Below are 23,613 nucleotides of genomic sequence, written 5' to 3'. Positions count from 1 at the left end.
ATAATTTCGGCTGGTGTAATGGTTTTTCTGGCAATAACTCAACCCGATTTATTTGATTATGAGGTAGCAAGATTTTCTTTAATGGAAAGAATATTGATGGTAATTCCAATTATTGTTGGATTTGGGTATTATATAAAAGCCCCAAAAAGAATATTCTGAGGCTTTTAATTTTTTTTATTTAATAATCAATTTCTGACTGTAAGATTTTAACTCCCCGGATTTTAAATTAATATAATAAACTCCTGCAGGAATTCCTGTGATATCAATGCTGTTATCGCTGTTGATTTTTGCATTTTCAAGAACTTTTCTTCCTTCTGAACTTATAATTTCAGCGGAAATATTTTTATCTTTCAAACCATCAATAAAAACTTTTTTAGAAGCAGGATTCGGATAGACTTTGATTTGCTTCAAATTATTATTTTCATTCGTAGATAAAGAAGCATCTGTTTTAATTTTAAAGATTTTTCCATTATTTACCGCTGCAACATACAATTCTTTTTGACTGTCTTCTCCAAAAGTTGAGAAATTATTACCAGCAAATGAGGTCGTCCATGTAATTGAATTTCCAGAATCTAAAATCCCGATCTGTGGAGTACAATAATCACTGAAAATATATTTCCCTTGAAGAGTAGGATAGGTAGTTCCTCTATAAACGTAACCTCCGGTTATAGAACATCTTCCTCCGGAATGATCATAAACGGCAACCGGAAAAGTCATTGTTGAAGAACTGGCACAACCTGCTGTGTTATAAGCTGTATTTCCTTCGTAACATCGCCATCCGTAATTGACTCCGGCCTGTGTGAGCGGGATTCTGTTGATTTCTTCAATCTGTCCCTGTCCAACATCTGCGATCACTGCGTTTCCTGTTGTAAGATCAAAAGACCATTTCCAGGCATTTCTAAGTCCGTAAGCCCAGATTTCGTCTAAACCATCAACCGCTAAGCCAATAAAAGGATTTCCGGTCGGAATATTGTAAGCTCCTGTTGCATTAACATCAATTCTCAACATTTTTCCGAGTAAAGAATTTTTGTTTTGAGCGTTGTTGTTAGGATCTCCGCCACTTCCGCCGTCTCCCGTGACGATCCATAAATTTCCGTCAGGTGCAAAATGAATACTTCCGCCATTGTGATTATCGAATGGTTTTGGAATATTCAATAAAATCTTTTCAGAATTAGGATCTGCAACATTTGCATCAGAAGTTACGGTATATCTCGCAACGATAATGTTCCCAGCTGTGTTGTTGTAATAGACAAAAAAATACCCGTTCGTCGAGTATTGTGGGTGGAATGCTAAACCTAAAAGTCCTCTTTCTCCGCCATAAAGAATTTTAGAACTGATATTTAAAAAATTCGTGGCATTAATTGTCCCGTTTGGTTGAATAATTTTAATCATTCCGTTCTGTTGCACGACAAAAAGCCTACTGTCGTTAGCGTTTGTAATCTCAACCGGAGCCGTAAGTCCGGTGGCAAATTCTTCCAAAATAATTGTTTGAGAATTAAGGATTAAGGAAGAAAAAATACTTGCCGTAAAAAGTAGTTTTTTCATAATATTTTGATATTTAGTGTGTTGAATTAAGTGAATGAAAATTTCGTACCAATAAAATTTAAAATATCATCATAATATAACATAAAAATTGATAAATCTTAAATAGAAGTGAAATAGCCGATATATCTGAAAATAAACGATTTCTGTTCTTAAAAATTCATAAAATATCAAGAAAATCATTATATTTGCCGACTTAATTTAACGTAGTTATAACAAAATGCAAGGAAAAGGACTTATTACAATTGTTGCTATTGTACTAGGGTTAATTTGCTTAAATGAGCTATTACCAACTTGGTACGCCAGCAAAATTGAAAAGCAGGCAACTGCTGTTGCAGGAGACAATCCGGAAAAGTATCAGAAAGAGATTACAAGGCTTTCTAAAGATACACTGAACCTGGGATTCACAAAACTTTATTACACTAAAGCCAAAGACAAGGAAATGAAACTTGGTCTTGACTTGAAAGGAGGGATTAACGTTCTTTTGGAGATCAACCAAAGAGATTTGGTGAACGATCTTACAAATTATTCTACAAACCCTGTTCTTATCGAGGCTTTAAACAAGACTGATGAAGCTCAGAAGAGTTCCACAAAATCTTACATCGACAATTTCTTTGATCAGTTTGATGCTGTAAACACAGCAAAAGGAACAAATCTTAAACTTGCAGATCCGGAAATTTTCGGAAATACAAATTTATCTGAGATTAAATACAATACTTCTGATGAGCAGGTAAAAAGCATCATTAAGAGAAGAATTGATCTTTCTGTAGGTACAGCTTTTGAGGTGATCAGAACCAGAATCGATAAAATGGGTGCAGTGCAGCCAAACGTTCAGAGAGTACCTGGTACGGCAAGAATTTCTGTTGAAATGCCTGGTATGAAGGATATCGATAAGGTGAAGAAAATGCTTCAGACTTCTGCAAAACTTCAGTTCTGGGAAGTACAACAAGCTCCTGAAGTTTATCCTTATTTCCAAACATTAGCTACAATGATCGCTGTAAAAGGTGATTCTATGGGAGTTGCCAAGAATGTCAACTTCATGAATATCATGCAGGGTGGGAAATCTATGAGCCAAAGTGCTGTTGGAAGTGTAAAATTATCTGATACAGCTACTGTAAACAAAATCTTGAACAGCAAAGTAGGACAGTCTTTACGTCCTTCAAATATTAAATATACACAGTTCCTTTGGGGTTACAAACCTGAAGCTACAGATACTGAAAGTTTAGTATTGTATGCAATCAGAGGTAACATCAACCAAAAAGCTCCTGTAGACGGTGCTGTTGAAACTGCAAGTATTAGCTATGATGAGTTAAGCAGAGTAGTAGTAGACATGCAAATGGATTCTAAAGGTGCTAAAGAATGGAAAACATTAACTGAGAAAAACGTTGGTAAACCGGTTGCTGTAACATTGGATGGTAGAGTTTATACTGCGCCAAACGTTGTAGGCGCAATTCCTAACGGTAGAACTCAGATCTCTGGTAACTTCTCTCAGGAAGAAGCTAAAGAATTGGTTGACGTTCTGGGAGCTGGTAAATTACCTGCAGGTGCAAAAGTGGTTCAGGCTACTGTTGTAGGACCTTCATTAGGACAAGAGTCTATTGATGCCGGGGTTATTTCATTTGCTATTGCATTCTTGATTATTATCGTTTATATCATTTTCTATTACGGTGGTGCAGGTGTGTACGCTGTAATTGCAATGATTATTAACTTATTCTATATTTTCGGAATCATGGATTCCGGAGACTTTACATTAACACTTCCTGGTATCGCGGGTATCGTTCTTACAATGGCCATGGCCGTGGATACGAACGTTATTATCTACGAAAGAACGAAGGAAGAATTATTTGCAGGGAAAAGCATTTTAGAAGCTTATAAAGATGGTTTCAAACATGCATTAAGTGCAATTGTTGATGGTCACTTAACGACGTTATTAACGGCAGGTGTACTATTCTTATTCGGAACAGGTCCTATTAAAGGATTTGCTTTAACGTTAGGAATTGGTATCTTAATGACATTCTTTACTTCAGTATTACTTTCAAGAGTAATGATCTTCTCAAGATTGAATAAAGGAAAACAACTTTCTGTTTGGACAGCTCCAACGAAAAACCTATTCAGAAATACTTGGATCGATTTCATCGGGAAAAGAAAATATGCATATATCATTTCTGCTGTATTAACAGTTGTTTGTATTGCTTCAATCGCAATCCACGGATTTAAATACGGAATCGACTTTACAGGTGGTAGAAACTACGTTGTAAGATTCGATAAAGCAGTAAATGCTGAGGATGTTGAACAGAACTTAGTAAAAGTTTTCAAAACTGAAGACGGTAAAAACTCTTCTGTTGAAGCTAAAACTTTTGGAAACGACATGCAGTTAAAGATCTCTACTGATTACCTTATCGAAGACGAATCTTTAAAAGCTGACCAGACTGTAGAACAGAAATTATACGAAGGTTTAAAATCAAGCTTACCGGCTAATGTAACATTACATGATTTCAAATCTGCGGATAAAGAACATGCAGGAATTATTTCTTCTGAAAAAGTAGGACCTACAGTTGCAGATGATATCAAAACTCATGGTATTCTTGCAGTAGTAGCTGCTTTGGGAGGTATTTTCTTATACATCTTATTAAGATTTAGAAAATGGCAATTCTCATTAGGTGCTGTTGCAGCATTGTTCCATGATGCGGTTATTATCTTGGGAGCTTATTCATTGCTTCACAAGTATATGCCTTTCAACATGGAGATCAATCAGGATTTCGTTGCGGCGATTCTTACCGTATTGGGTTATTCAATTAACGATACCGTTATTATCTTCGATAGAATTAGAGAGTATTTAAGAGAGAAGAAAGCTTTAACATTAGCTGGATTATTCGATGACTCTATTTCTAGTACATTAGGTAGAACGTTCAACACTTCATTTACAACAATCCTTGTAATTTTAGCAATCTTCATCTTCGGTGGAGATAACCTAAGAGGATTTATGTTTGCAATGTTGATTGGTATTGGATTCGGTACGTATTCATCCATATTCATTGCTTCGGCAATTGCGTATGACTTCCTTAAATCTGGAAAAGAAGATGAAGTACACGGAAAAACAACTACGACTAAAGAAGTACTTGCTTCAAAATAAGTATTACTACAATAAATAAGAAAAAGCCTTTCAATTTGAAAGGCTTTTTTTGTGTATTAAAGGTGAATTTGTTGTTGGTATTAGGCGCTAAGGTTTTATCAATTATTAGAAACTTTATCAACAATTATCTATCAAGTTTTCAATCTTTTATTTGAAGCTATTTCCAGCTTTCCACTGTATCTTTTTTGTTACGGGCTCGCTTTGCTTCGCCCGCAACAAAAAAGGATGTCGTTTCAATCTGGGCTAGGGTATTTGTCCGAATTTCATTTATTATCGCAAAATCAACCCTTAGTTTGTCATTTCATAGGGGTCTGGGCTCGAATCTTTCCATATTATGAATCTAAACCTAACAGGTTTTCAAAACCTGTTAGGTTTGCTTTAACATGTGCAAATAAAATGTTGATTGTTCTTAGTTGATAGTTTAAAGGCGACAACAATACTCAATAAACCATCAACAAATATCTAACAACTAATTAATATAATTTAGAACCATTATTTTTCCCAATTTGATTATTTTTGCAGGATTATGGAAAATTCAAGGAAAAAAGCGGCCATAGGCTTTATATTTATTACGCTGTTAATTGACATTACAGGATGGGGAATTATCATTCCTGTTGTTCCCAAATTGATTGAGGAACTTATTCATGCAGATATAAGTGAAGCCGCTAAATATGGTGGCTGGCTAGGTTTTGCGTATGCTTTTACTCAATTTATATTTTCACCCGTTGTTGGAAATTTAAGTGATAAATATGGACGAAGACCTATTATTTTGATCTCCCTTTTCGGTTTTGCGATTGATTATATTTTCCTTGCGTTAGCTCCCACAATTTGGTGGCTCTTTTTAGGACGGATCATTGCGGGAATCACCGGAGCGAGCGTCACAACGGCCAGTGCTTACATTGCGGATATTTCTACGGATGAAGACCGAGCGAAAAATTTTGGTTTAATTGGTGCCGCTTTTGGCTTAGGTTTCATTATCGGACCTGTTTTGGGTGGTGTTTTAGGACATTATGGAGCGAGGGTTCCGTTCTACGCTGCGGCAGGTTTATGTCTGCTTAATTTCCTTTACGGATACTTCATTCTCCCGGAAAGTTTAGATAAAGATAAACGTAGAGAATTTAATTGGAAACGTGCAAATCCTGTCGGTTCATTTAAGTTTTTAGGAAAACACCCTGAAATTTCAGGATTAATTGTTGCCTTGATTTTAATTTATATTGCAGGACACGCTGTACAGAGCAACTGGAGTTTCTTTACCATGTACAAATTCAGTTGGACAGAAAGAATGGTCGGAATTTCCCTCGGTGTAGTCGGATTATTGGTTGGATTGGTTCAGGGAGTTTTAATACGATGGACGACCCCAAGATTAGGTGAACATAAAAGTATTTATTACGGATTAGCATTATACGCACTCGGAATGTTGTTATTTGCTTTTGCTACAGAAGGCTGGATGATGTTTGCATTCTTAATACCTTATTGTTTAGGTGGAATTTGCGGCCCGGCTCTTCAGTCCGTAATCACGAAAAGTGTTCCGGCAAACGAGCAGGGCGAACTTCAGGGAGCATTAACGAGTTTAATGAGTGCGACATCTATTGTCGGTCCTCCGATGATGACGAATCTATTTTACTATTTCACGCATGATGAAGCACCTTTTAAATTCTCAGGAGCACCATTCTTCTTAGCGTTTCTATTGATGACGGCGAGTGTAGTTGCAACTTATTACGCTTTTCAAAAAAATAAAATTAAGAAGTAAAATTACTTAGATAAATAAAAACAGGGAACCAAAATTTGGTTCCCTGTTTCGTTTGAAAGAATTTAATAATTATGGATAAAGTGATTTTATTCCATTACTTACAACATTGCTTCCCAATCCTGAGAATGATACCGAAAAGTTGCTTGAATTAAAGCTTAAAGAACCTGTTGGAGTACAAAGTCCAAGAGCATATCTGCATTGTCCGTAAGCTCCCGTTTTTTTGGTTACTTTGCTTTCGCTTTTTGCCTTTCCTAAACTGATGTTCCCCCAATCGCTCACGTCAACATTTGAAACCGATGAACCTGTATAGTAAATGGTAATTTGGTATCCGATTTCACCTCTTTTAGATCCCCAAAGCCAATTGGCAGTCCACCATTGTTTGTACCATTTGGAAGATACTTTTGCTGCCGCATCATTTGAAGCTTCAGAGTTTCCTCTTTTGTCCATCATGACCAATCCGCCAAGAATATTATCCCAGATAATTCCCGAATCATTATAATAACATAATGTTGAGAATTTTTCTCCGTTATGATTCCAGCTGATCTCAAGAACGTTTGCGTTTGCTTTAATTTCTTCAATCGCCATATCTTTTAATCCTTTTTGAGCGATAGATAAATCTTCACCTGAATTTAAGTTTTCTAATTTGCCAATCTTTACAGATTCCAGATCTAAAATATTTCCTGCTGCAACAAAATTGTCCTTTTGAGAAATTAAATTTTGTGAAAGAGAAACTCCTTTTTCAGTTGATAACTTACCCAAAACAGCAATTCCTTCAATCTTAAGATCATTTTTAAGATACTTTTCAATGTTCTTTTTTGATTCATCAAGTTGAATTTGAACAGCCTTAGGAATTACCTGTGATGATGGTGTAATTTCTCTTTTTAAATCAGAAAGACTTACTTTTTCTGATGGATTTTCCTGCAAGACCTGATTGTTTTCGTCCTGACAACCGGTAAGTGTTAATACCGCTAAAATGGCAAAAATCTTACATGTAGTTAGTAGTTTTTTCATAATAAAATATTTAAATGTTTTGTGTGTAATAAATTTATTTAAAATTGCAATATAATTCTCTTTGATTGGAATTAATTATTTATTAAATTTTATAAAATACTAAAAATGAATGCGTAAATGATAATTTGATCATGAAAAGGGAATTAATAATAGTATGATTTAATTGAAGGGACTTTTCAGAATGAAAAGCTCTTGCATACGGTTAGAAGAAATTAGTTGTTAAGAAATTCTTGTGTTGTTTGCGTAAAAAATATTAAAATAAAATTAGAGTGGAAGTTCATCAAATTTATATAAGAATTAATTTTGTACCCTAAACCCTAAACCCTAAACCCTAAACCCTAAACCCTAAACCCTAAACCCTAAACCCTAAACCCTAAACCCTAAACCCTAAAAAATTAAAATTTATTTAAAATATAATATAACTGTATCAGATATGTATAAACTTTTGTAATTTTGTATCATGGAATTAAGCTTTGGAGAAATGGCATTGATCGCAGTTGCGATTGTTGTATTATTCGGACCGGATAAACTTCCTTCGATAGCACGTGACTTAGGCTCGGGCATAAGAAAAATGCGTGGTGCAGTGGAAGATATCAAAACTGAGATAATGAAGGAAACAGATAACCCTGTTTCTGAAATAAAGCGTGAAATAGAGAAGGTAAAAGATGCCGCAAAAGAGTACAATCCAATGAAAGATGTGGAGAAAGACTTCTTACCGAATCCAACCGAATCCAATGAACTGCCTAAGCCAAAACCTGCCGATGACGAAACTCACGAAGGGCCTGTAAGCAGATAATCCATGGAAGAAATTATTCAGGAAGATAAGAAGGTCTTTTTGTTTCTCAATAATTTGGGAAATTCTTCTTTTGATCAGTTTTGGATGCTGATCTCCAGCACTTGGATCTGGGTTCCGCTTTACATTATATTTCTTTACTTTTTATATAAAAATTACAAACTAAGATCTTTAGTTTTTATTCTCATATTTATAGCAATTGGAGCTACGGTTTCCGACCAGTTGGCGAGTGTTTTCAAATTTGGTGTGGCGAGATTAAGACCTTGTCATGACCCGACTTTAGAGCATCACATGAGAATCGTGAAATGTGGCGGGCAGTTCGGTTTCTATTCTGCGCATGCTTCCAACACCTTCTTTTTAGCAACATACTTAAGTATTTTATTAAAAAAGAAACTCAATTGGTTTCCTTATGCTATATTTGTGTGGGCTGTGGTGGTAGCATACAGCCGAATATATTTAGGTGTACATTTCCCGATAGATATTTTGGTGGGGGCGTTTGTTGGACTTTTATTGGGAGTGATATTTGGTGCACTTGCCAAAAAAGTAATCAATAAACAAAATATAACCTCATGAAAAAACATTTATTAATTCTGGCATTAGCCTTTTCCTCATTAAATTTTTATGCTCAGGATGCCAAAATGGCTGAAGAATGCTTTAAAAAAGCAGACTACAAATGTGCAGAAGAGCAATATTCTAAACTTGCTGAAAAAGAACAGATTCAGAAATTTCAATCTGATTATTATAATAACTTAGGAACGTCACAGAGAAGATTAGGAAAGACCGCTTTGGCTTTTAAATCCTATGAAGCTGCCTTGAGAGCAAATCCTTTGTCCGCTTCTGTTTATGCAAATTTAGCTTCATTAAACAGCCAGAGAGGAAGCAAGGCAAAAGCGCTGGAATACATTGATAAAGGTCTTCAGATAGAACCTGAAAATGTTGATATGTATTTAACGCGTTCTAAAATTTATGAAAGTCAAGGGAAAAAGGATCTGGCTTTAAAAGATTTAAACCAAATTTTAAGTTTTGCGGCAGATAATATTTATGCAAAAACAGGATTAGCTAATCTGAAAAAAAATAGCGGTGATCTGGAAGGTGCTTTAAAAGATTATAATCAATTGATCTCCGAAAAACCCGAATCTCTTTTATACAACGGAAGAGCCGACGTTTATCTTAAATTAAAAAAATCTAAAGAAGCTCTTGTTGATGTTAACAAAGCGATTTCAATAGATCCTAAATTTTCTCAGTCTTATGTTACAAAAGCTTTGATCTTGTTTGATGCTGCAAAGCCGAAAGAAGCATGCACAACCTTAGATAAAGCTGTAAGTTTAGGATATGAAAAAGGTCTTCTTGCGGATTATTATGCAAAATGTAAAGCTCCTGCAAAATAATTAATCATTGTGATAAGGTTTTCTCTGGAAAACTAGTAAAAAATAAATATGTTAAACATTGTTCTCGTAGAACCCGAAATACCGAATAATACAGGAAATATCGGACGATTATGCGTAGGTACGGAAAGTAAATTGCACCTAATTCATCCCTTTGGATTTATAATTAATGATAAAAATCTGAAACGTTCGGGCTTAGATTATTGGGTTCATCTTGATGTTTCAGAATATGCAAATGTTGATGAATGGATTCAACAAGTTCCCGATAAATCTCGAGTATTTTTAATGAGTTCACATGCTGAGAAATCCTATTTAGAAACTGATTTTCAGGACGGTGACTGGCTCGTTTTTGGGAAAGAAAGTGTCGGATTGAGTAAAGATGTTTTATCTCGTTTTGATAACCATTTAACGATCCCGATGTCAAATTTAATTAGAAGTTTTAATATTGCAAATTCAGTAGCTTTTGTGGTTGGTGAAGCAAAAAGACAGATAGGTTTAAAAGTCTAGTTGGTATTTACAGTGGTGTTTTTCAAGTTTAAAAAGACAGGTAAATATAATTCAGAATATTGATTGTTTAATATTATCTGAGATCAATTATACTGCGATAAACCTAACAGGTTTTTAAAACCTGTTAGGTTTGATTTAAGTTGCTTTTTTCGTACAACTTCTTATAAAGTTTAAAAATCAATCATTATGATAAGGTTTTCCCTGCAAAATCTGGTCTGCACGATACAATTGTTCAACGATAAATAACCGGATCATCTGGTGCGTAAATGTCATTTTAGATAATGACATTTTTTCGTTTGCTCTGGTGTAAATTTCATCCGAAAAACCATAAGCTCCACCAATCAAAATGTGAATTTTTTTCACTGAAGAATTCATCCAGGTATCTATTTTTTGTGAAAATTCTCTGCTTGTAAATTGTTTTCCTTTTTCGTCTAAAATTACAACCAAATCATTTTTGTCGATATGATTAGAGAATAGCTTTGCTTCTTCTTTTTTCAAAAGATCAGGAGAAAGGTTTTTGGCGTTTTTTACATCAGGAATTTCTATAATTTCAAAATTCCAATGTTTGGGAAGGCGAGTAAGGTAATAATTGATCAAAGAAGTAATTTCTTTATCATCCGTTTTGCCAATGCAGAGTAAATTGATACGCATTTCTTATATTTGCTAGGCGCAAATATACTTTATGAATCTTAAAATTCCCACATTCATTCTAAAAATTCAAGATTTCTTTGATGATATACACATTCCTGTGTTGGGTATTTCGCTGTGGCAGATGTTTCAGATTTATATTACAGGAGTTTTTAAAGGGAAAATTGGACGAAAGGCAGCATCAATTTCATGGAGTTTTACATTAAGTTTATTCCCGTTTCTTCTCTTTTTGCTGTCGGTTTTGCCATATATGCCTCATTATGATAAACTTCAGTTTTATATTTTTGAAGTATTGATTCACAATGTTTTTCCGTCACACATGGAAAATGAAGTGAGAGGATATATTGAAAATAATATCATTCCTAATATGAAGGGAATCAGTAATTTGACGATTGTTTTAGCCTTGGTTTTTGCAACAAACGGAACATTTTCTCTCATCAATGGATTTAATGAAAATTCTGATGAAAAATTAACGGATGTAAAAGAATTTATTCTGTCATTTTTTATCACAATTGGCTTTATAATAATAGTTTTTCTGGCTCTTTTCGGCGTTTATTATGTGGAAGTTGTAATGAAATTATTCGCTCCGGTTGATAATGTCTCGTGGTTGGTGAAAAACCTATCCAGTATTATCGGATTTGTATCATTTCCATTATTTTACTTTATTCTTCTAACATTATTTTATTGGTTGGGAACCGTGAAAATCGCAAGATTCAGACAGGCTGTTCCGGGAGCGATTCTTACGACTGTTTTATTTGTTGTTACGACTTATTTTTTCGCGCTGTATGTTAAAAATATTGCCAGATATAACGTTTTATACGGATCGATTGGAAGTATGATTTTACTGATGGTCTGGGTAAATGTAAACGTCTATCTTCTTCTGTTTGGAAACGAACTGAATATGGCTCTTAGAAAATTAAGAGTGGAGAAGCTGTTGTCTGATGAGCTTAGAAAAGAGGATTTACGTGGCTATTCTAATGATAATGATTAAAAAAACAAAAACTATGAAACTGAAAATTAAATACCTACTAATCATATTTCCATTATTAACCGTCCTTTCATGCCAACATGTTCTTGATGAAGTAGAACGCGATAAACAGGAAGAAAATTACACTTCTCCTTACATGGGAAAGTGGAGTGGTAGCTATTCGGGAGACCAAAGCGGAACTTTAATTTTAAATGTAAACAAAAGCGGAACAATAGAAGGTACAAAAATTTCCCAAGGCCACCAAGAGACTTTTTATTCAGGACTTATAGGTTCATCGATAAGCAGTACAACCTCTAGCTCAGGATTTACTTTATATGGAAATTTAGAAAGTAAATCCGGAACATGGAAAATGGGTAATTTAAACGGAAGTTGGTCAGTTACAAAAAATTAATTCTCAATAACCTCCTTTTTTTTTGATCCTAAATTCAAAATTACATATCCTAAAACAGCAGCTAAAAAAGAAGCAATTAAAATCGCAAATTTAGCTTCATCCTGAATTTCAATTTCTCCCTTGAAAGAAAGAAGTGCGATGAAAATAGACATCGTAAAACCAATTCCGGCTAAGAAACCGACGCCTATCATTTGTGTCCACGAGCTGTTTTGAGGAAGTGAACTTAGTTTAAATTTAATAGCGATTAATGAGAATAAATTAATTCCGATTAATTTTCCTATAATCAAACCGCCGATTATACCTAAACCTAAAGTACTCGTTAAACCTTCGAGCATTCCATTATTAAAAGCAATATTGGTATTGGTTAATGCAAATATGGGCATGATTAAAAAACTTACAGGAAAATACAATGTATGTTCTAATTTTTCCAAAGGTGAAATTTTTACATTGGAAGCGTTTGTCGGAATTGAAAAGGCTAATAAAACTCCCGCAATCGTAGCATGAATTCCCGAATGATGCAGGAAATACCACAAAAATAGCCCAGGAATAATGTAAAAATAAATCTTTGTAACCTTTAAAAAATTCAATAAAAATAATAAAGCAGTTACTCCAAAAGACAGTAATAAATACGTCCAATGAATCTGTTCTGTATAAAAAATTGCAATAACCAAAATAGCTCCCAAGTCATCAACAATCGCTAATGCAGCTAGGAAAATTTTAATAGAATTCGGGATCTTACTTCCCAACATTGAAATAATCGCCAATGAAAAAGCAATATCCGTTGCCATGGGAATTCCCCAGCCGTTTGCATAAGGAGTTTCTGCATTGAAAATACTGTAAATTCCTGCCGGAATAGTCATTCCACCGATGGCTGCAAAAATAGGAAGAGAAGCATTTTTAAAAGATGAGAGTTCACCTTCTACCATTTCTCTTTTTATTTCCAGCCCAACCAAAAGGAAAAAAATGGCCATTAAACCATCATTGATCCAAATGCTGACAGGGTATTTTAAATGAAAAAGTTCTACACCGATTTCATTATCCAAAAAATGCTGAAAATCTTCTCCAGCCGAAGAATTTGCGATTAGTAACGAAACTAATACACAAAAAATAAGTATAATTCCTGATGACTGACTATTGTTGAAAAATTTTTTAAAATATACAGATAAATTCATATTATGATTGTAATCGTCTCACTCGTGAAACTCCGTTAATATCTTTTAGTTTTGTGAATGTTTCCTCCAATTGACTTTTATTTTTAACCTCAAGATTGATGTTTCCTGTAAAAATTCCGTTGTTGGATTCAATAGACATACTTTTCATATCCATTCCCATAGAACCGCTGATGACAGCAGTAATATCGTTGATCATTCCCATTCTGTCGAGACCTTCGATCTCAATTTTCACTCTGTTTTGGAAACTTTCAGCATTTACCCACTTCGCAGGAATCACCCTGTAATCGTATTGGGCTCTAAGATTGATCGCATTCGGACAATTGTCACTGTGAACTTTTATACCTTCCGAAATGGTGATAAATCCGAAAATTTTGTCTCCCGGAATTACCGTACAACATTTTGCATACGTATAATTCAGCTTTTCTTCATCTTTTCCGAACACGATCATGTCAAGATTCTGCTCTTTTGGCTCTATATAAGCCGTATTTTTTGTCGGAGATTTTCTGAATCTTGAAAGTAAATTATTAAATACATTCTTACTTTCAATGTATTTTCTTAAACTACTTGCATCCAGTTCATTACTCTGGAATTTCAGAAATAATTCCTGAGAAGTTTTTAAGTTAAAGAATTTTTGAAGTTTGTTGATCTCTTCATCATTAAAATTGATTTTTGCATGACGAAGTTTTCTCTGTAAAGTTTCTTTTCCTTCCTCAACCAATTGATTTTTTTGAGAATTCAGATAACCTTTGATCTTTGATTTAGCCTTTGAAGTAACAACAAATTCCAGCCAATCAAATTTTGGTTTTTGATTCTGAGAAGAAAGAATGTCAACCTGATCTCCGTTTTGAAGAACATAGGAAATTGGAACCAATTTACCATTGATTTTTGCACCTAAACATTTCATTCCTAGATCAGAATGAACTGAAAATGCAAAATCTAAAGCCGTTGCATTGGTTGGTAAGATTTTAATTTCACCTTTTGGAGTGAACACGAAAACCTCTTTTGAATATAAATTAAGTTTAATATTATCTAAAAGCTCAGAAGTAGAAAGATCCTGCTGCTGCTCAAGAACATCACGGATTTCTGTTACCCATCTTTCGAAATTCTTATCGTCGGAGCTTTGTTTGTAGCCTTCTTTATATTTGTAATGTGCTGCAACCCCTTTTTCAGCGATTTCGTCCATTCTTTCGGAACGAATTTGAACTTCGATCCATTTTTTATCTGGACCAAGAACAGTTAAATGCAAACTTTCATAACCTGTAGAACGGGGCTGAGTGATCCAGTCACGCATTCTTGATGGATTACTGTGATAAACATCTGTGACAATAGAATAAATTTTCCAGGCTAAGAATTTTTCGTTTTTAGCATCAGATTTATAAATAATTCTAATTGCATAATTATCAAACACCTCCTCGAAAGAAACTCCTTGTTTCAGCATTTTTCTGTAAATAGAAGAAATTGCTTTTGCACGGCCTTTTATGGTAAAATTTAATCCTTCTTCCTTTAATCTCTCGGAAGCTTCCTTTTTAAATTCATCAATATATCTTTCACGGTTTTCTTTGGCTAGCTCTAATTTTTCCGTGATTTCGTTAAAAACTTCGGGATTATTATATTTTAAAGATAGATCTTCAAGTTCAGATTTAATATTATACAAACCTAAACGGTGCGCCATTGGAGCATAAATATAGACCGTTTCAGAAGCGATTTTCTTCTGTTTGTCGGGTGCCATGCTTTCCAATGTTCGCATGTTGTGAAGTCGATCGGCAATTTTAATTAAAATAACTCTGAAATCTTCAGATAAAGTAAGCAAAAGCTTTCTGTAATTCTCAGATTGTACGGAGATATTCTGGTGATTCATGATGGATATTTTGGTTAATCCATTCACGATATTGGCGATTTTTTCTCCAAATATCTTTTTGAGATCTTCGTAAGTATAATCTGAATCTTCAATTACGTCATGCAGCAACGCACAGGCAATGGAAGTTGCTCCCAAACCAATTTCTGTCGCTACGATTTTCGCAACGGCAATGGGGTGGTAGATATAAGGTTCGCCGGATTTCCTCCTTTGATCCTTGTGGGCATCCAATGCGATATCAAATGCCTTTCGGATGAGTTTATTATTTTCCTCATCCAAAGTTCTGTAGGTGTTCGAAATCAGATCCTTATATCTTGCAAGAATCTCTTTGTTTTCCTGTTCTAAGTCGTAACTCATTTGTGTAAAAGCCTATATTTAAACGAAAATACGAAAATTTTCCCACTTTTCAAAGCATTAAAAAATCCGCAGAACGTTCTACGGATTTTCGGTTATTAGTATTTAATTTTGTTTTTAGAATTTAACTTCAGAGTCCATGCCATGGCTTGAAGCTTTTATTTTAACATTGGGACTATTATGTATTTCCGCTCTGTTTCTTGCATCAATAAGCCTTTTAATGGTGTTGAAATCGGCCTGTTCTATACTTACATTTTCAAACAAGTAAGTTTTTACTACAGAATTTTGATTAAAAATGCTCTTTGCATTGTCTATTTGTTCTTTATCTTTTACACAAACACTTGTCATATACTGAGAGTAATGGTGTGTATCATCAAGATATACGATGTAATCTGAACTTCCGAATCCCGAGCTTTCAAGATCAGTTTCGAGTTGTTTGTAATCGCTGTGATGTTCAAATAACCCAGCTAATATATTTGACATAAGCAATAGTTTTTAAATTTGTACTTAAAGATAATAATTAAATCTCATATGTATTGGATTTAATTTAATAAAATTAATATTATATTATTTTATCTATATTTAATTGTTAAAATTTATGAGAATGTCTATTGAATGCGTGTTTAAATTTTTGTTAATTTATAATTCAAGTTTTGGCTAAAGCCAATCGATAAGATTCTTAAAAAAGAAAACGGGCTAAAGCCCGTTCCTATTGATGTTTTTGTTTAAATTTATATTTGCAGTTAATCTTTATCAACCTAAATAAAATCTCAATTTTAAACTTAATTTATATTTTTTCGTTCTTAATTTCCTCTACAATTTCAGGATTTAATAACGTTGAAATATCTCCAAAACTATTAAAATCACCTTCCGCAATTTTTCTCAAAATTCTACGCATGATTTTGCCTGAACGAGTTTTTGGAAGTCCTGAAACGAATTGAATTTTATCCAACTTAGCAATCGGTCCAATCTGATCTGAAATTAATTGATTGATCTCTTTTTTAAGATTTTCTCTCTGACGGCTTTCTCCTGTTTCTTTTAAAACGACATAACCGTACAAAGCATTTCCTTTGATGTCGTGAGGATAGCCAACAATCGCAGATTCTGCAACGGCAGGATGTTGATTGATGCTATCTTCAATGGGAGCTGTTCCTAAATTGTGCCCTGAAACAATGATAACATCATCCACACGACCTGTAATTCTGTAATATCCAACTTCGTCTCTCAAAGCGCCGTCACCTGTAAAGTATTTTCCCGGAAAAGCAGTGAAATAAGTTTCTTTATATCTTTGGTGATCACCCCAAATCGTTCTGGCAATTCCCGGCCAAGGAAAACGGATACATAGGTTTCCGGTAACTTGGTTTCCTGTAATTTCATTACGCTTATCATCCATCAAAACAGGTTGAACACCAGGCAAAGGTAGAGTAGCATAAGTAGGTTTTGTTGGAGTAATGAACGGAAGTGGTGAAATCATAATTCCACCCGTTTCTGTCTGCCACCAAGTATCTACAATCGGACATTTTTTTCTTCCAACATGATCATTGAACCAATGCCAAGCCTCATCATTAATTGGTTCTCCAACGGAGCCGATTACTTTTAATGAACTCAAATCATGTTTGTCAACCCATTCTGCACTTTCTTTCGCTAATGAACGAATAGCAGTTGGGGCAGTATAGAATTGTGTAATCTTATGTTTTTCAATAACTTCCCAAAAACGATCTGGTTCAGGATAAGTTGGTACTCCTTCAAAAATTACCGTGGTAGCTCCGTTACAAAGAGGGCCGTAAAGAATGTACGAATGTCCCGTGATCCAGCCGATGTCTGCGGTACACCAATAAATGTCATTTTCCTGATAATTAAAAATATTTTTAAAAGTATAAGCAGTGTAAACCATATATCCGGCGCAAGTATGGAGCATTCCTTTTGGCTTTCCTGTTGATCCTGAGGTGTATAGAATGAAAAGCGGATCTTCTGCATCCATAATTACAGTTACGAAATCCAGAGAGGCTTTTTCATAAAGATCAGCTATCCAATGATCCCTGCCTTCTTTCATTTTGATCTCGTTGTGAGTTCTTTTTACGACCAAAACATTTTCGATGGTCGGGGTTTTTTCCAACGCTTCATCCACAATGCTTTTTAGATCTAAAACCTTGCTTCCTCTGTAACTTCCGTCTGATGTAATGATCATTTTAGCTTCACAATCATTAATTCTAGACGCCACTGCAGATGCCGAAAAACCTGCAAAAATAACAGAATGTACCGCACCTAATTTTGCACAAGCCAACATTGTAACAGCCAGTTCAGGAATCATAGGAAGATAGATGCAGACTCTGTCACCTTTTTCGATACCCATATCTCTAAGAATATTGGCTGTTTTGTTGACGCGAGTGTATAATTCGTTGTAAGAAATATGTTGTGCTGCTTCTTTCGGATCGTTAGGTTCCCAGATGATGGCGGTTTTTTCGCCTCTTTCATTTAAGTGCCTGTCGATACAGTTTTTAGTGATATTTAATTTTGCATTTTTAAACCAAACGATTTTTGCTTCATTCATATCATACTTCACAACCTTGCTCCATCTTTGGTACCATACGAAGTTCTGATCTGCTATTTTGTCCCAGAATTTTTTAGGATTTTTAATAGAGTTTTTATACTCTTCAAAATAATGCGGAAGATCTTCTATTAAGTAATTTCTCATATCCCTTTCGTTTTTGAAATTTGAATTTATTTATAATTAAATTTATGCTTAATTTCTTGTTTAAGCCCTATATTCCTCGATTTTTTGCTGAATTTCTTCAATGATTTTTTCATCATCAATCGTTGACGGAATCTGAAATTCCTTACCGTCTAATAATGTTCTAATGAGCTTTCTTAAAATTTTTCCTGAACGTGTTTTCGGCAAACGTTTGACAATCATTACATTTTTAAGACAGGCAACGGCTCCAATTTTTTCACGAACCGATTTTACAATATCCTTTTCAACCTCTTCTTCCGAAATTGTTGAACCATTCTTCAAAACCACCGTTGCAAAAGGAATCTGACCTTTCAGATCATCATCAATTCCGACAACGGCACATTCTGCAACATCGGGATGTGACGAAACAATTTCCTCCATTTCTGACGTTGAAAGTCGGTGTCCTGCTACATTGATCACATCATCCACTCTTCCTGTGATGAAAATATAACCGTCTTCATCTTTTATGGCTCCGTCTCCGGAAAAATAATAGCCTTTATATTGTGACAAATAACTGTTTTGGAATCTTTCGTTATCATTCCAAATTCCTAATAATGAACCAGGCGGAAGCGGAAGTTTTATAATTAAATAACCTTCCTGATGAGCATCCAACTCATATCCATTTTCATCAAAAATCTTAATATCATACCCCGGAATTGGTTTTCCGGCAGCAGCTCTTTTGATTTTATAATTATCATCGAAAGTCATTAAACCTAACATCGGCCAGCCAGATTCTGTCTGCCACCAATGATCGATTGCGGGCACTCCGATATGTTTTTCAAACCAATCCAACGTGGCAACATCACATCTTTCACCTGCCAAAAACTGTTTTTTGAAATGGCTTAAATCATATTTTTTGACCAATTCTCCGTTTGGATCTTCTTTTTTAATCGCTCGAATTGCCGTTGGAGCTGTAAACATTGCAGAAACTTTATATTCGGAAATGATTCTCCAAAATGTTCCTGCATCGGGAGTCATAATGGGTTTTCCTTCGAAAATAATGGTGGTATTTCTGTTAATTAAAGGTCCATAAACCGAAAAACTATGACCTACTGCCCAACCAAAATCGGATGCTGCCCAAAATGTTTCTCCTTGCTCAATTCCATAAATATATTTCATTGAAAATTTCAAAGCAGTGGCGTAACCTCCTGTATCGCGGGTAATTCCTTTTGGCTTTCCTGTCGTTCCTGAGGTATATAGCAAATAGAGTGGATGAGTGGATTCAACAGAAATACAATCAACAGGTTTTGATTTTTGAACTAATTCTTCATAGTCAATTAATCCATCAAACATTTCATGTTGATTTTCAACTAATTTTCTGTTGTAAACAATAATATTTTCAACTTTATCCTGAGCGAGTTCAATGGCTTTTTCAACTAATGGCAAATAAGGAATTCTCTTGGCGATTTCTACTCCTGCGGTTGCTGTGATTAAAGCTTTTGGTTTGCAATCGTCAATTCTCACAACCAATTCATTTGGTGCAAAACCTCCAAAAACCACATTATGAATGACTCCAATTCTTGCGCAGGCCAACATCGCAAAAAGCGTCTGCGGAATCATCGGCATGTAAATAACGGCGGTGTCTCCTTTTTTTAAACCCAAAGAAGCCAAGCCTCCCGCCAATTTTGAAATTTCTTCTTTCGCTTGATTGAAAGTATATTGTATTTTTTGATTGGTAACCGGAGAGTCGTAAACAATGGCAATTTGCTCTCCGAAGCCGTTTTCAATATGTTTATCGATACACAAATAGCACATATTCAGTTTTCCATCGGAGTACCATTGGGCGTAATCATTTTGATCTTTGGAAAGAATTTGGGTAGGAAATTCAAACCAATCGATTTCCTGAGCCTGTTCTTTCCAGAAATTCTCTTTGTCTTCTATGCTTTGTTTAAATAAACTCTCTGTGTTCATATTAATTTTTTGTGTTTGGTTTTAAACACTAATTGCACCAATTTTTTCACAAAAGACACAAATTAGGGTGTTTTATTGGCGTGATTTATTCGTGATATTTGTGTTTAAATAAAATTCTATTCAAACATTTCCTCAATCTGCTGCATCAATTTTTTAATAGAATAAGGTTTTGTAACATAGGCATCAGCTCCCATTTCTAAGCCTTTTTCAATATCTCTCGGATTGTTTTTTGCGCTCAGAAAAATGACTTTTGTATCTTTTAATTTTTCGTCTTGTTTAATGTTGTCTAGCGTACTGTATCCGTCCAAATTTGGCATCATAATGTCGAGTAGAATGACGTCGGGAATCATGGTTTTTAAAAATTCCAATACTTCGGTTCCGTCTCTTGCGATGTAAACGTCGTAGCCATTTTTCTTGAAACTGTATTCCAGTGACATTAATATTTTGTGCTCATCATCTGCAATGATTATCTTTTTCATATCGTGTTTTAATTGTGTTCAACTTCATTTTTAATCTCTTTTATTTTTTCGGAGAGGGTGATGGTGAAGGTCACGCCCAGTCTGCTGTTTTCTGCTTTTATGGTTCCGCCTTGGGCTTGTACAATTTTCTTTGAAATCGCCAATCCAAGTCCGCTTCCGGTTGGTTTTAAGATATTTTGATTTTTAGATTGATAAAATTTATCAAAGATCATTTCCAGATCTTCTTCAGGAATTGTTTTTCCTGTGTTGAAGATTTTAATTGTTAATTGATTTTCCTTTTCGGATAATTTAGTTTGTATCGTTCCTTGATCGTCTGTGAATTTTAAAGCATTTCCCAAAATATTCTGAAATAACTGAATCATCCTCGCTTCATCATATTCAAATATAAATTGATTTAAAAGATTTACCTCGCTTAAATGAATGTTTTTCTGCTGAATTAAATGAAGAAGTGGATTTACAGATTTTTTATAGGTTTCAAGAATATTATTTTGTTGAATATTTAAGGCAATTTCACCATGTTCCAATTTATCTAAGTATAAAATATCGTTAATGATTTCGCTTAATCTATCGGATTCTGTGATGATATTATTTAAAAATTCTCTTTTGATGTCTAAAGGAATATCGTCGTCATCAGCTAAAATTTCTCCGGCCGAACGAATCGCGGTAATTGGAGTTCTTAATTCATGAGCAACAGAATCTAGGAAATCGTCTTTTTGGTGATCTTTGATAATTAGGCTTTCATTGGCTTTTCTTAAATCATCCGATAGTTTTTGGAGTTCATCCGACTGTTCGGTTAGCTTTTTATTAAGTGTAATATTTTCTTTAGATTCCTCTAAAATATTTAAAACTTCCTTTAAAGATATTTTATCTTCTTTTGTTACGCCTTCAATTAAAATCTTTGCAGAAGCAGTTCCAATTCTCCCTGCCAAAAGGTTTTCTGAAAATTTAATGAATCTTGAATCGGCAGTCTCGGTTTGGGAATCAATGCTGTATTTTAAATTGAATATTCTTAAGGCCTGTTCTGTTTTATTTTTACCTAAAAACCTTTCAAGAATGTTTTTAATGTCTGAAACATAAGCTGTTCCGCGCCAAATGAAAGCATTTTCGTGGTTTTGAATGTATTTATCAATATCAACATATAATTCCGCGAAATTTCTTTCACGATAATTTCCTTTTACGCTAACAGAAATAATGGTAAACAAAGCAGTATTCACGAGCATCGACCAAAAGAAAATCTGCGGAATTTTACTCAAAAAAGAGATGCTGAAAAAATCAAAAGCATTATACATTTCTCTCAAAACTCCCTTTAATTCTTGATTATAAGAGAAGTAATATTGTGGAATAATTAATCCGAAATAACAAATTGCTAATCCTGCCAGCAATCCGATCACTGCGCCTTTGTATGTTCCTCTTCTCCAGAATAATGCTCCAAAAAATGCGGGAGCCAATTGTCCAATCACGACAAATGAAATCAAACCAACAGAATCCAGCGAAGTTTTTAAAATAAAATATTTATAAAAACCAAACGCCATGATAATCAATGCGAAAATACTGAATTTCCTAATGTTGGTAATGTTTCTGGTGTTCTGAACTTCATTTTCTGATTTAAATTTTCCCAATAAGCTGTAAGGAATAATTAAATTGTTTGAAAGCATAATAGATAAAGTAATCGCAGAAATGATAATCATTGAAATACAAGAACTTAAGCCTCCAAGAAATACAAAAACCGTAATTAAAGTATTATCAAAATGTTGCGGAATTAAAATAGAGTAGAACTCCGGATTAACGTTTTGCCCATCAAAAATTAACCTTCCACCCCAAGCGATTGGGAAGATAAAAATGGTGAAAATCAATAAGTAAAGAGGAAAAAACCAAATCGTAGTTTTGATGTGTTTTTCCTGTCTGTTTTCAATAATCGAGGTGTGAAACTGTCTCGGAAGAATGCAAATTGCTGTTCCTGAAATCAAACAAAGAACCATCCAGTTCATCGCACCTTCAATTCCGTTGAAGGTATTTTTTGCTTTAAAATCTTCAAACTTACTCGCCTTCTCATAAATGTCTGAAAACCCATCAAAAGCATAATAAATAACGAAAAGTCCTAAAATAATGATGAAGAATAATTTTAGAAAACTTTCCAATGCAATAGCGGAAATAATTCCCAAACGTTTTTCAGAAGCATCTACATATTTTGTTCCATAATAAGATGAAAATAAAGCAATTAAAACAACAACAAAAGTGGCATTATCAGTCAAAATATTTTTAGACATTGGCGTTTCTGTAACCAAATGAAATGTTTCGGAAATCGCCTTAATCTGTAAACCAATGTAAGGAACAATCGCCAAAAGACATACGATCGTAATAATTGCACTGAAACTTCTGCTGTTCCCGTATCTTAACGAAATAAAATCTGCCAGACTACTGATTTTATTAACCCTTGAAATCCTTACAATTCTGGTATTAATGTAAATCCATGCCGGAATTACTATGATGGGGCCAATGTAAATCGGAAGATAATTAAGTCCACTCGTAGCCGCAACACCAATGCTTCCGTAGTACGTCCAGGCCGTGCAATACACAGCCAAAGACAATGCGTAAATGTAAGGATTGTTGATCCAGACTTTGCTTTTTTTCTTCTCCGCCAAATGAGCGACTAAGAACAAAAGTGCCAGATAGATCAAAACAATGATAAATAACGCGAAACTACTCATCATATTTTTTTACGATTACAAAAGAAATAATAATGGAAATCATCCAGACTGCGAACACGTAAATCAAAATCATCGGGTAGCCAAAAACTTCCTTTTCACTATTGAATAACAATGAAATAGGAATACTGAAGGCGACCAAAAGACCAATGCTTAGAAGGATTAATTTTTGTTCGTGTCTCTTTTTCATAAGTGATAATTAATAAATGATAATTGATAAATTGACGGTGTTTTAACTCATCATTTATCAATTATCAT

Annotated in this window: 19 protein-coding genes; 8 read left to right on the top strand and 11 right to left on the bottom strand. The window is 34.4% G+C overall.

Annotated elements, in window-relative coordinates; translation table 11 throughout:
- Positions 1–174 precede the first annotated feature (174 nt).
- Positions 175–1,545: a PQQ-dependent sugar dehydrogenase gene (locus A0O34_RS00980; RefSeq protein ID WP_066750227.1), complete on the bottom strand. Its 1,371-nt coding sequence runs from the start codon at positions 1,543–1,545 to the stop codon at positions 175–177.
- A gap of 217 nt (positions 1,546–1,762) precedes the next feature.
- Here A0O34_RS00980 and secD point away from each other — a divergent pair, with 217 nt between their 5' ends.
- Both secD and A0O34_RS00970 read left to right on the top strand, forming a co-directional pair.
- Complete coding sequence (secD, locus tag A0O34_RS00975) at positions 1,763–4,675, top strand: protein translocase subunit SecD (protein WP_066750225.1); 2,913 nt, start codon at positions 1,763–1,765, stop codon at positions 4,673–4,675.
- 526 nt (positions 4,676–5,201) lie between these two features.
- Positions 5,202–6,425: a TCR/Tet family MFS transporter gene (locus tag A0O34_RS00970; protein WP_066750223.1), complete on the top strand. Its 1,224-nt coding sequence runs from the start codon at positions 5,202–5,204 to the stop codon at positions 6,423–6,425.
- A 69-nt stretch (positions 6,426–6,494) separates the two neighbouring features.
- Here A0O34_RS00970 and A0O34_RS00965 read toward each other — a convergent pair whose 3' ends face one another.
- Entirely contained in the window at positions 6,495–7,436 is a 942-nt protein-coding gene (locus A0O34_RS00965; RefSeq protein ID WP_066750220.1) for a hypothetical protein, read from the bottom strand.
- A gap of 460 nt (positions 7,437–7,896) precedes the next feature.
- Here A0O34_RS00965 and A0O34_RS00960 point away from each other — a divergent pair, with 460 nt between their 5' ends.
- From A0O34_RS00960 to A0O34_RS00945, 4 genes are read left to right on the top strand one after another with little or no spacing between them, the layout of a single operon-like run.
- On the top strand, positions 7,897–8,232 hold the full coding sequence (locus tag A0O34_RS00960; RefSeq protein WP_066750218.1) for a Sec-independent protein translocase subunit TatA/TatB: 336 nt from the start codon (positions 7,897–7,899) through the stop codon (positions 8,230–8,232).
- A 3-nt stretch (positions 8,233–8,235) separates the two neighbouring features.
- Positions 8,236–8,802: a phosphatase PAP2 family protein gene (locus A0O34_RS00955; protein WP_066750217.1), complete on the top strand. Its 567-nt coding sequence runs from the start codon at positions 8,236–8,238 to the stop codon at positions 8,800–8,802.
- Positions 8,799–9,617, top strand: a complete 819-nt coding sequence (locus A0O34_RS00950; RefSeq protein WP_066750215.1) for a tetratricopeptide repeat protein — start codon at positions 8,799–8,801, stop codon at positions 9,615–9,617. Before A0O34_RS00955 ends, A0O34_RS00950 begins: the two co-directional genes overlap by 4 nt.
- A gap of 48 nt (positions 9,618–9,665) precedes the next feature.
- The gene (locus A0O34_RS00945; RefSeq protein ID WP_066750212.1) at positions 9,666–10,121 is read left to right on the top strand and encodes a tRNA (cytidine(34)-2'-O)-methyltransferase; all 456 of its coding nucleotides are present in this window, start codon (positions 9,666–9,668) and stop codon (positions 10,119–10,121) included.
- 177 nt (positions 10,122–10,298) lie between these two features.
- On the opposite strand, the gene A0O34_RS00940 is transcribed toward A0O34_RS00945, so the two are convergent.
- Positions 10,299–10,772: a 23S rRNA (pseudouridine(1915)-N(3))-methyltransferase RlmH gene (locus A0O34_RS00940; protein WP_066750210.1), complete on the bottom strand. Its 474-nt coding sequence runs from the start codon at positions 10,770–10,772 to the stop codon at positions 10,299–10,301.
- Positions 10,773–10,803: 31 nt separating this feature from the next.
- On the opposite strand from A0O34_RS00940, the gene A0O34_RS00935 reads away from it, so the two are divergent.
- Both A0O34_RS00935 and A0O34_RS00930 read left to right on the top strand, forming a co-directional pair.
- The gene (locus tag A0O34_RS00935) at positions 10,804–11,760 is read left to right on the top strand and encodes a YihY/virulence factor BrkB family protein (RefSeq protein WP_066750208.1); all 957 of its coding nucleotides are present in this window, start codon (positions 10,804–10,806) and stop codon (positions 11,758–11,760) included.
- Between the two features lie 13 nt (positions 11,761–11,773).
- A complete protein-coding gene (locus A0O34_RS00930; protein WP_157885927.1) occupies positions 11,774–12,148 on the top strand; it encodes a hypothetical protein in 375 nt (124 codons plus the stop codon).
- On the opposite strand, the gene nhaA is transcribed toward A0O34_RS00930, so the two are convergent.
- The 8 genes from nhaA to A0O34_RS00890 form a co-directional block, all read right to left on the bottom strand.
- Complete coding sequence (gene nhaA, locus A0O34_RS00925; RefSeq protein ID WP_066750204.1) at positions 12,145–13,320, bottom strand: Na+/H+ antiporter NhaA; 1,176 nt, start codon at positions 13,318–13,320, stop codon at positions 12,145–12,147. The genes A0O34_RS00930 and nhaA overlap by 4 nt on opposite strands.
- A 1-nt stretch (position 13,321) precedes the next feature.
- Positions 13,322–15,532 carry a RelA/SpoT family protein gene (locus tag A0O34_RS00920; RefSeq protein ID WP_066750202.1) on the bottom strand — a complete coding sequence of 737 codons (2,211 nt, stop codon included), beginning with the start codon at positions 15,530–15,532 and terminating at the stop codon, positions 13,322–13,324.
- A gap of 114 nt (positions 15,533–15,646) precedes the next feature.
- The gene (locus A0O34_RS00915; protein WP_066750200.1) at positions 15,647–16,012 is read right to left on the bottom strand and encodes a hypothetical protein; all 366 of its coding nucleotides are present in this window, start codon (positions 16,010–16,012) and stop codon (positions 15,647–15,649) included.
- Between the two features lie 304 nt (positions 16,013–16,316).
- The gene (gene acs / locus A0O34_RS00910; RefSeq protein ID WP_228394393.1) at positions 16,317–18,254 is read right to left on the bottom strand and encodes an acetate--CoA ligase; all 1,938 of its coding nucleotides are present in this window, start codon (positions 18,252–18,254) and stop codon (positions 16,317–16,319) included.
- Positions 18,255–18,284: 30 nt separating this feature from the next.
- Complete coding sequence (locus A0O34_RS00905; RefSeq protein WP_066750195.1) at positions 18,285–20,171, bottom strand: AMP-binding protein; 1,887 nt, start codon at positions 20,169–20,171, stop codon at positions 18,285–18,287.
- A 116-nt stretch (positions 20,172–20,287) separates the two neighbouring features.
- A complete protein-coding gene (locus tag A0O34_RS00900; protein ID WP_066750193.1) occupies positions 20,288–20,650 on the bottom strand; it encodes a response regulator transcription factor in 363 nt (120 codons plus the stop codon).
- A gap of 8 nt (positions 20,651–20,658) precedes the next feature.
- Entirely contained in the window at positions 20,659–23,358 is a 2,700-nt protein-coding gene (locus tag A0O34_RS00895) for an ATP-binding protein (protein WP_066750191.1), read from the bottom strand.
- Positions 23,351–23,545, bottom strand: coding sequence for a hypothetical protein (locus tag A0O34_RS00890; protein ID WP_066750189.1), 195 nt, complete (start codon positions 23,543–23,545; stop codon positions 23,351–23,353). The genes A0O34_RS00895 and A0O34_RS00890 overlap by 8 nt, the downstream gene beginning before the upstream one ends.
- Positions 23,546–23,613 lie beyond the last annotated feature (68 nt).

The sequence above is a fragment of the Chryseobacterium glaciei genome, from assembly GCF_001648155.1.
Classification (GTDB): Bacteria; Bacteroidota; Bacteroidia; order Flavobacteriales; family Weeksellaceae; genus Chryseobacterium; species Chryseobacterium glaciei.
This window is presented reverse-complemented; position numbering and strand designations above follow the sequence as displayed.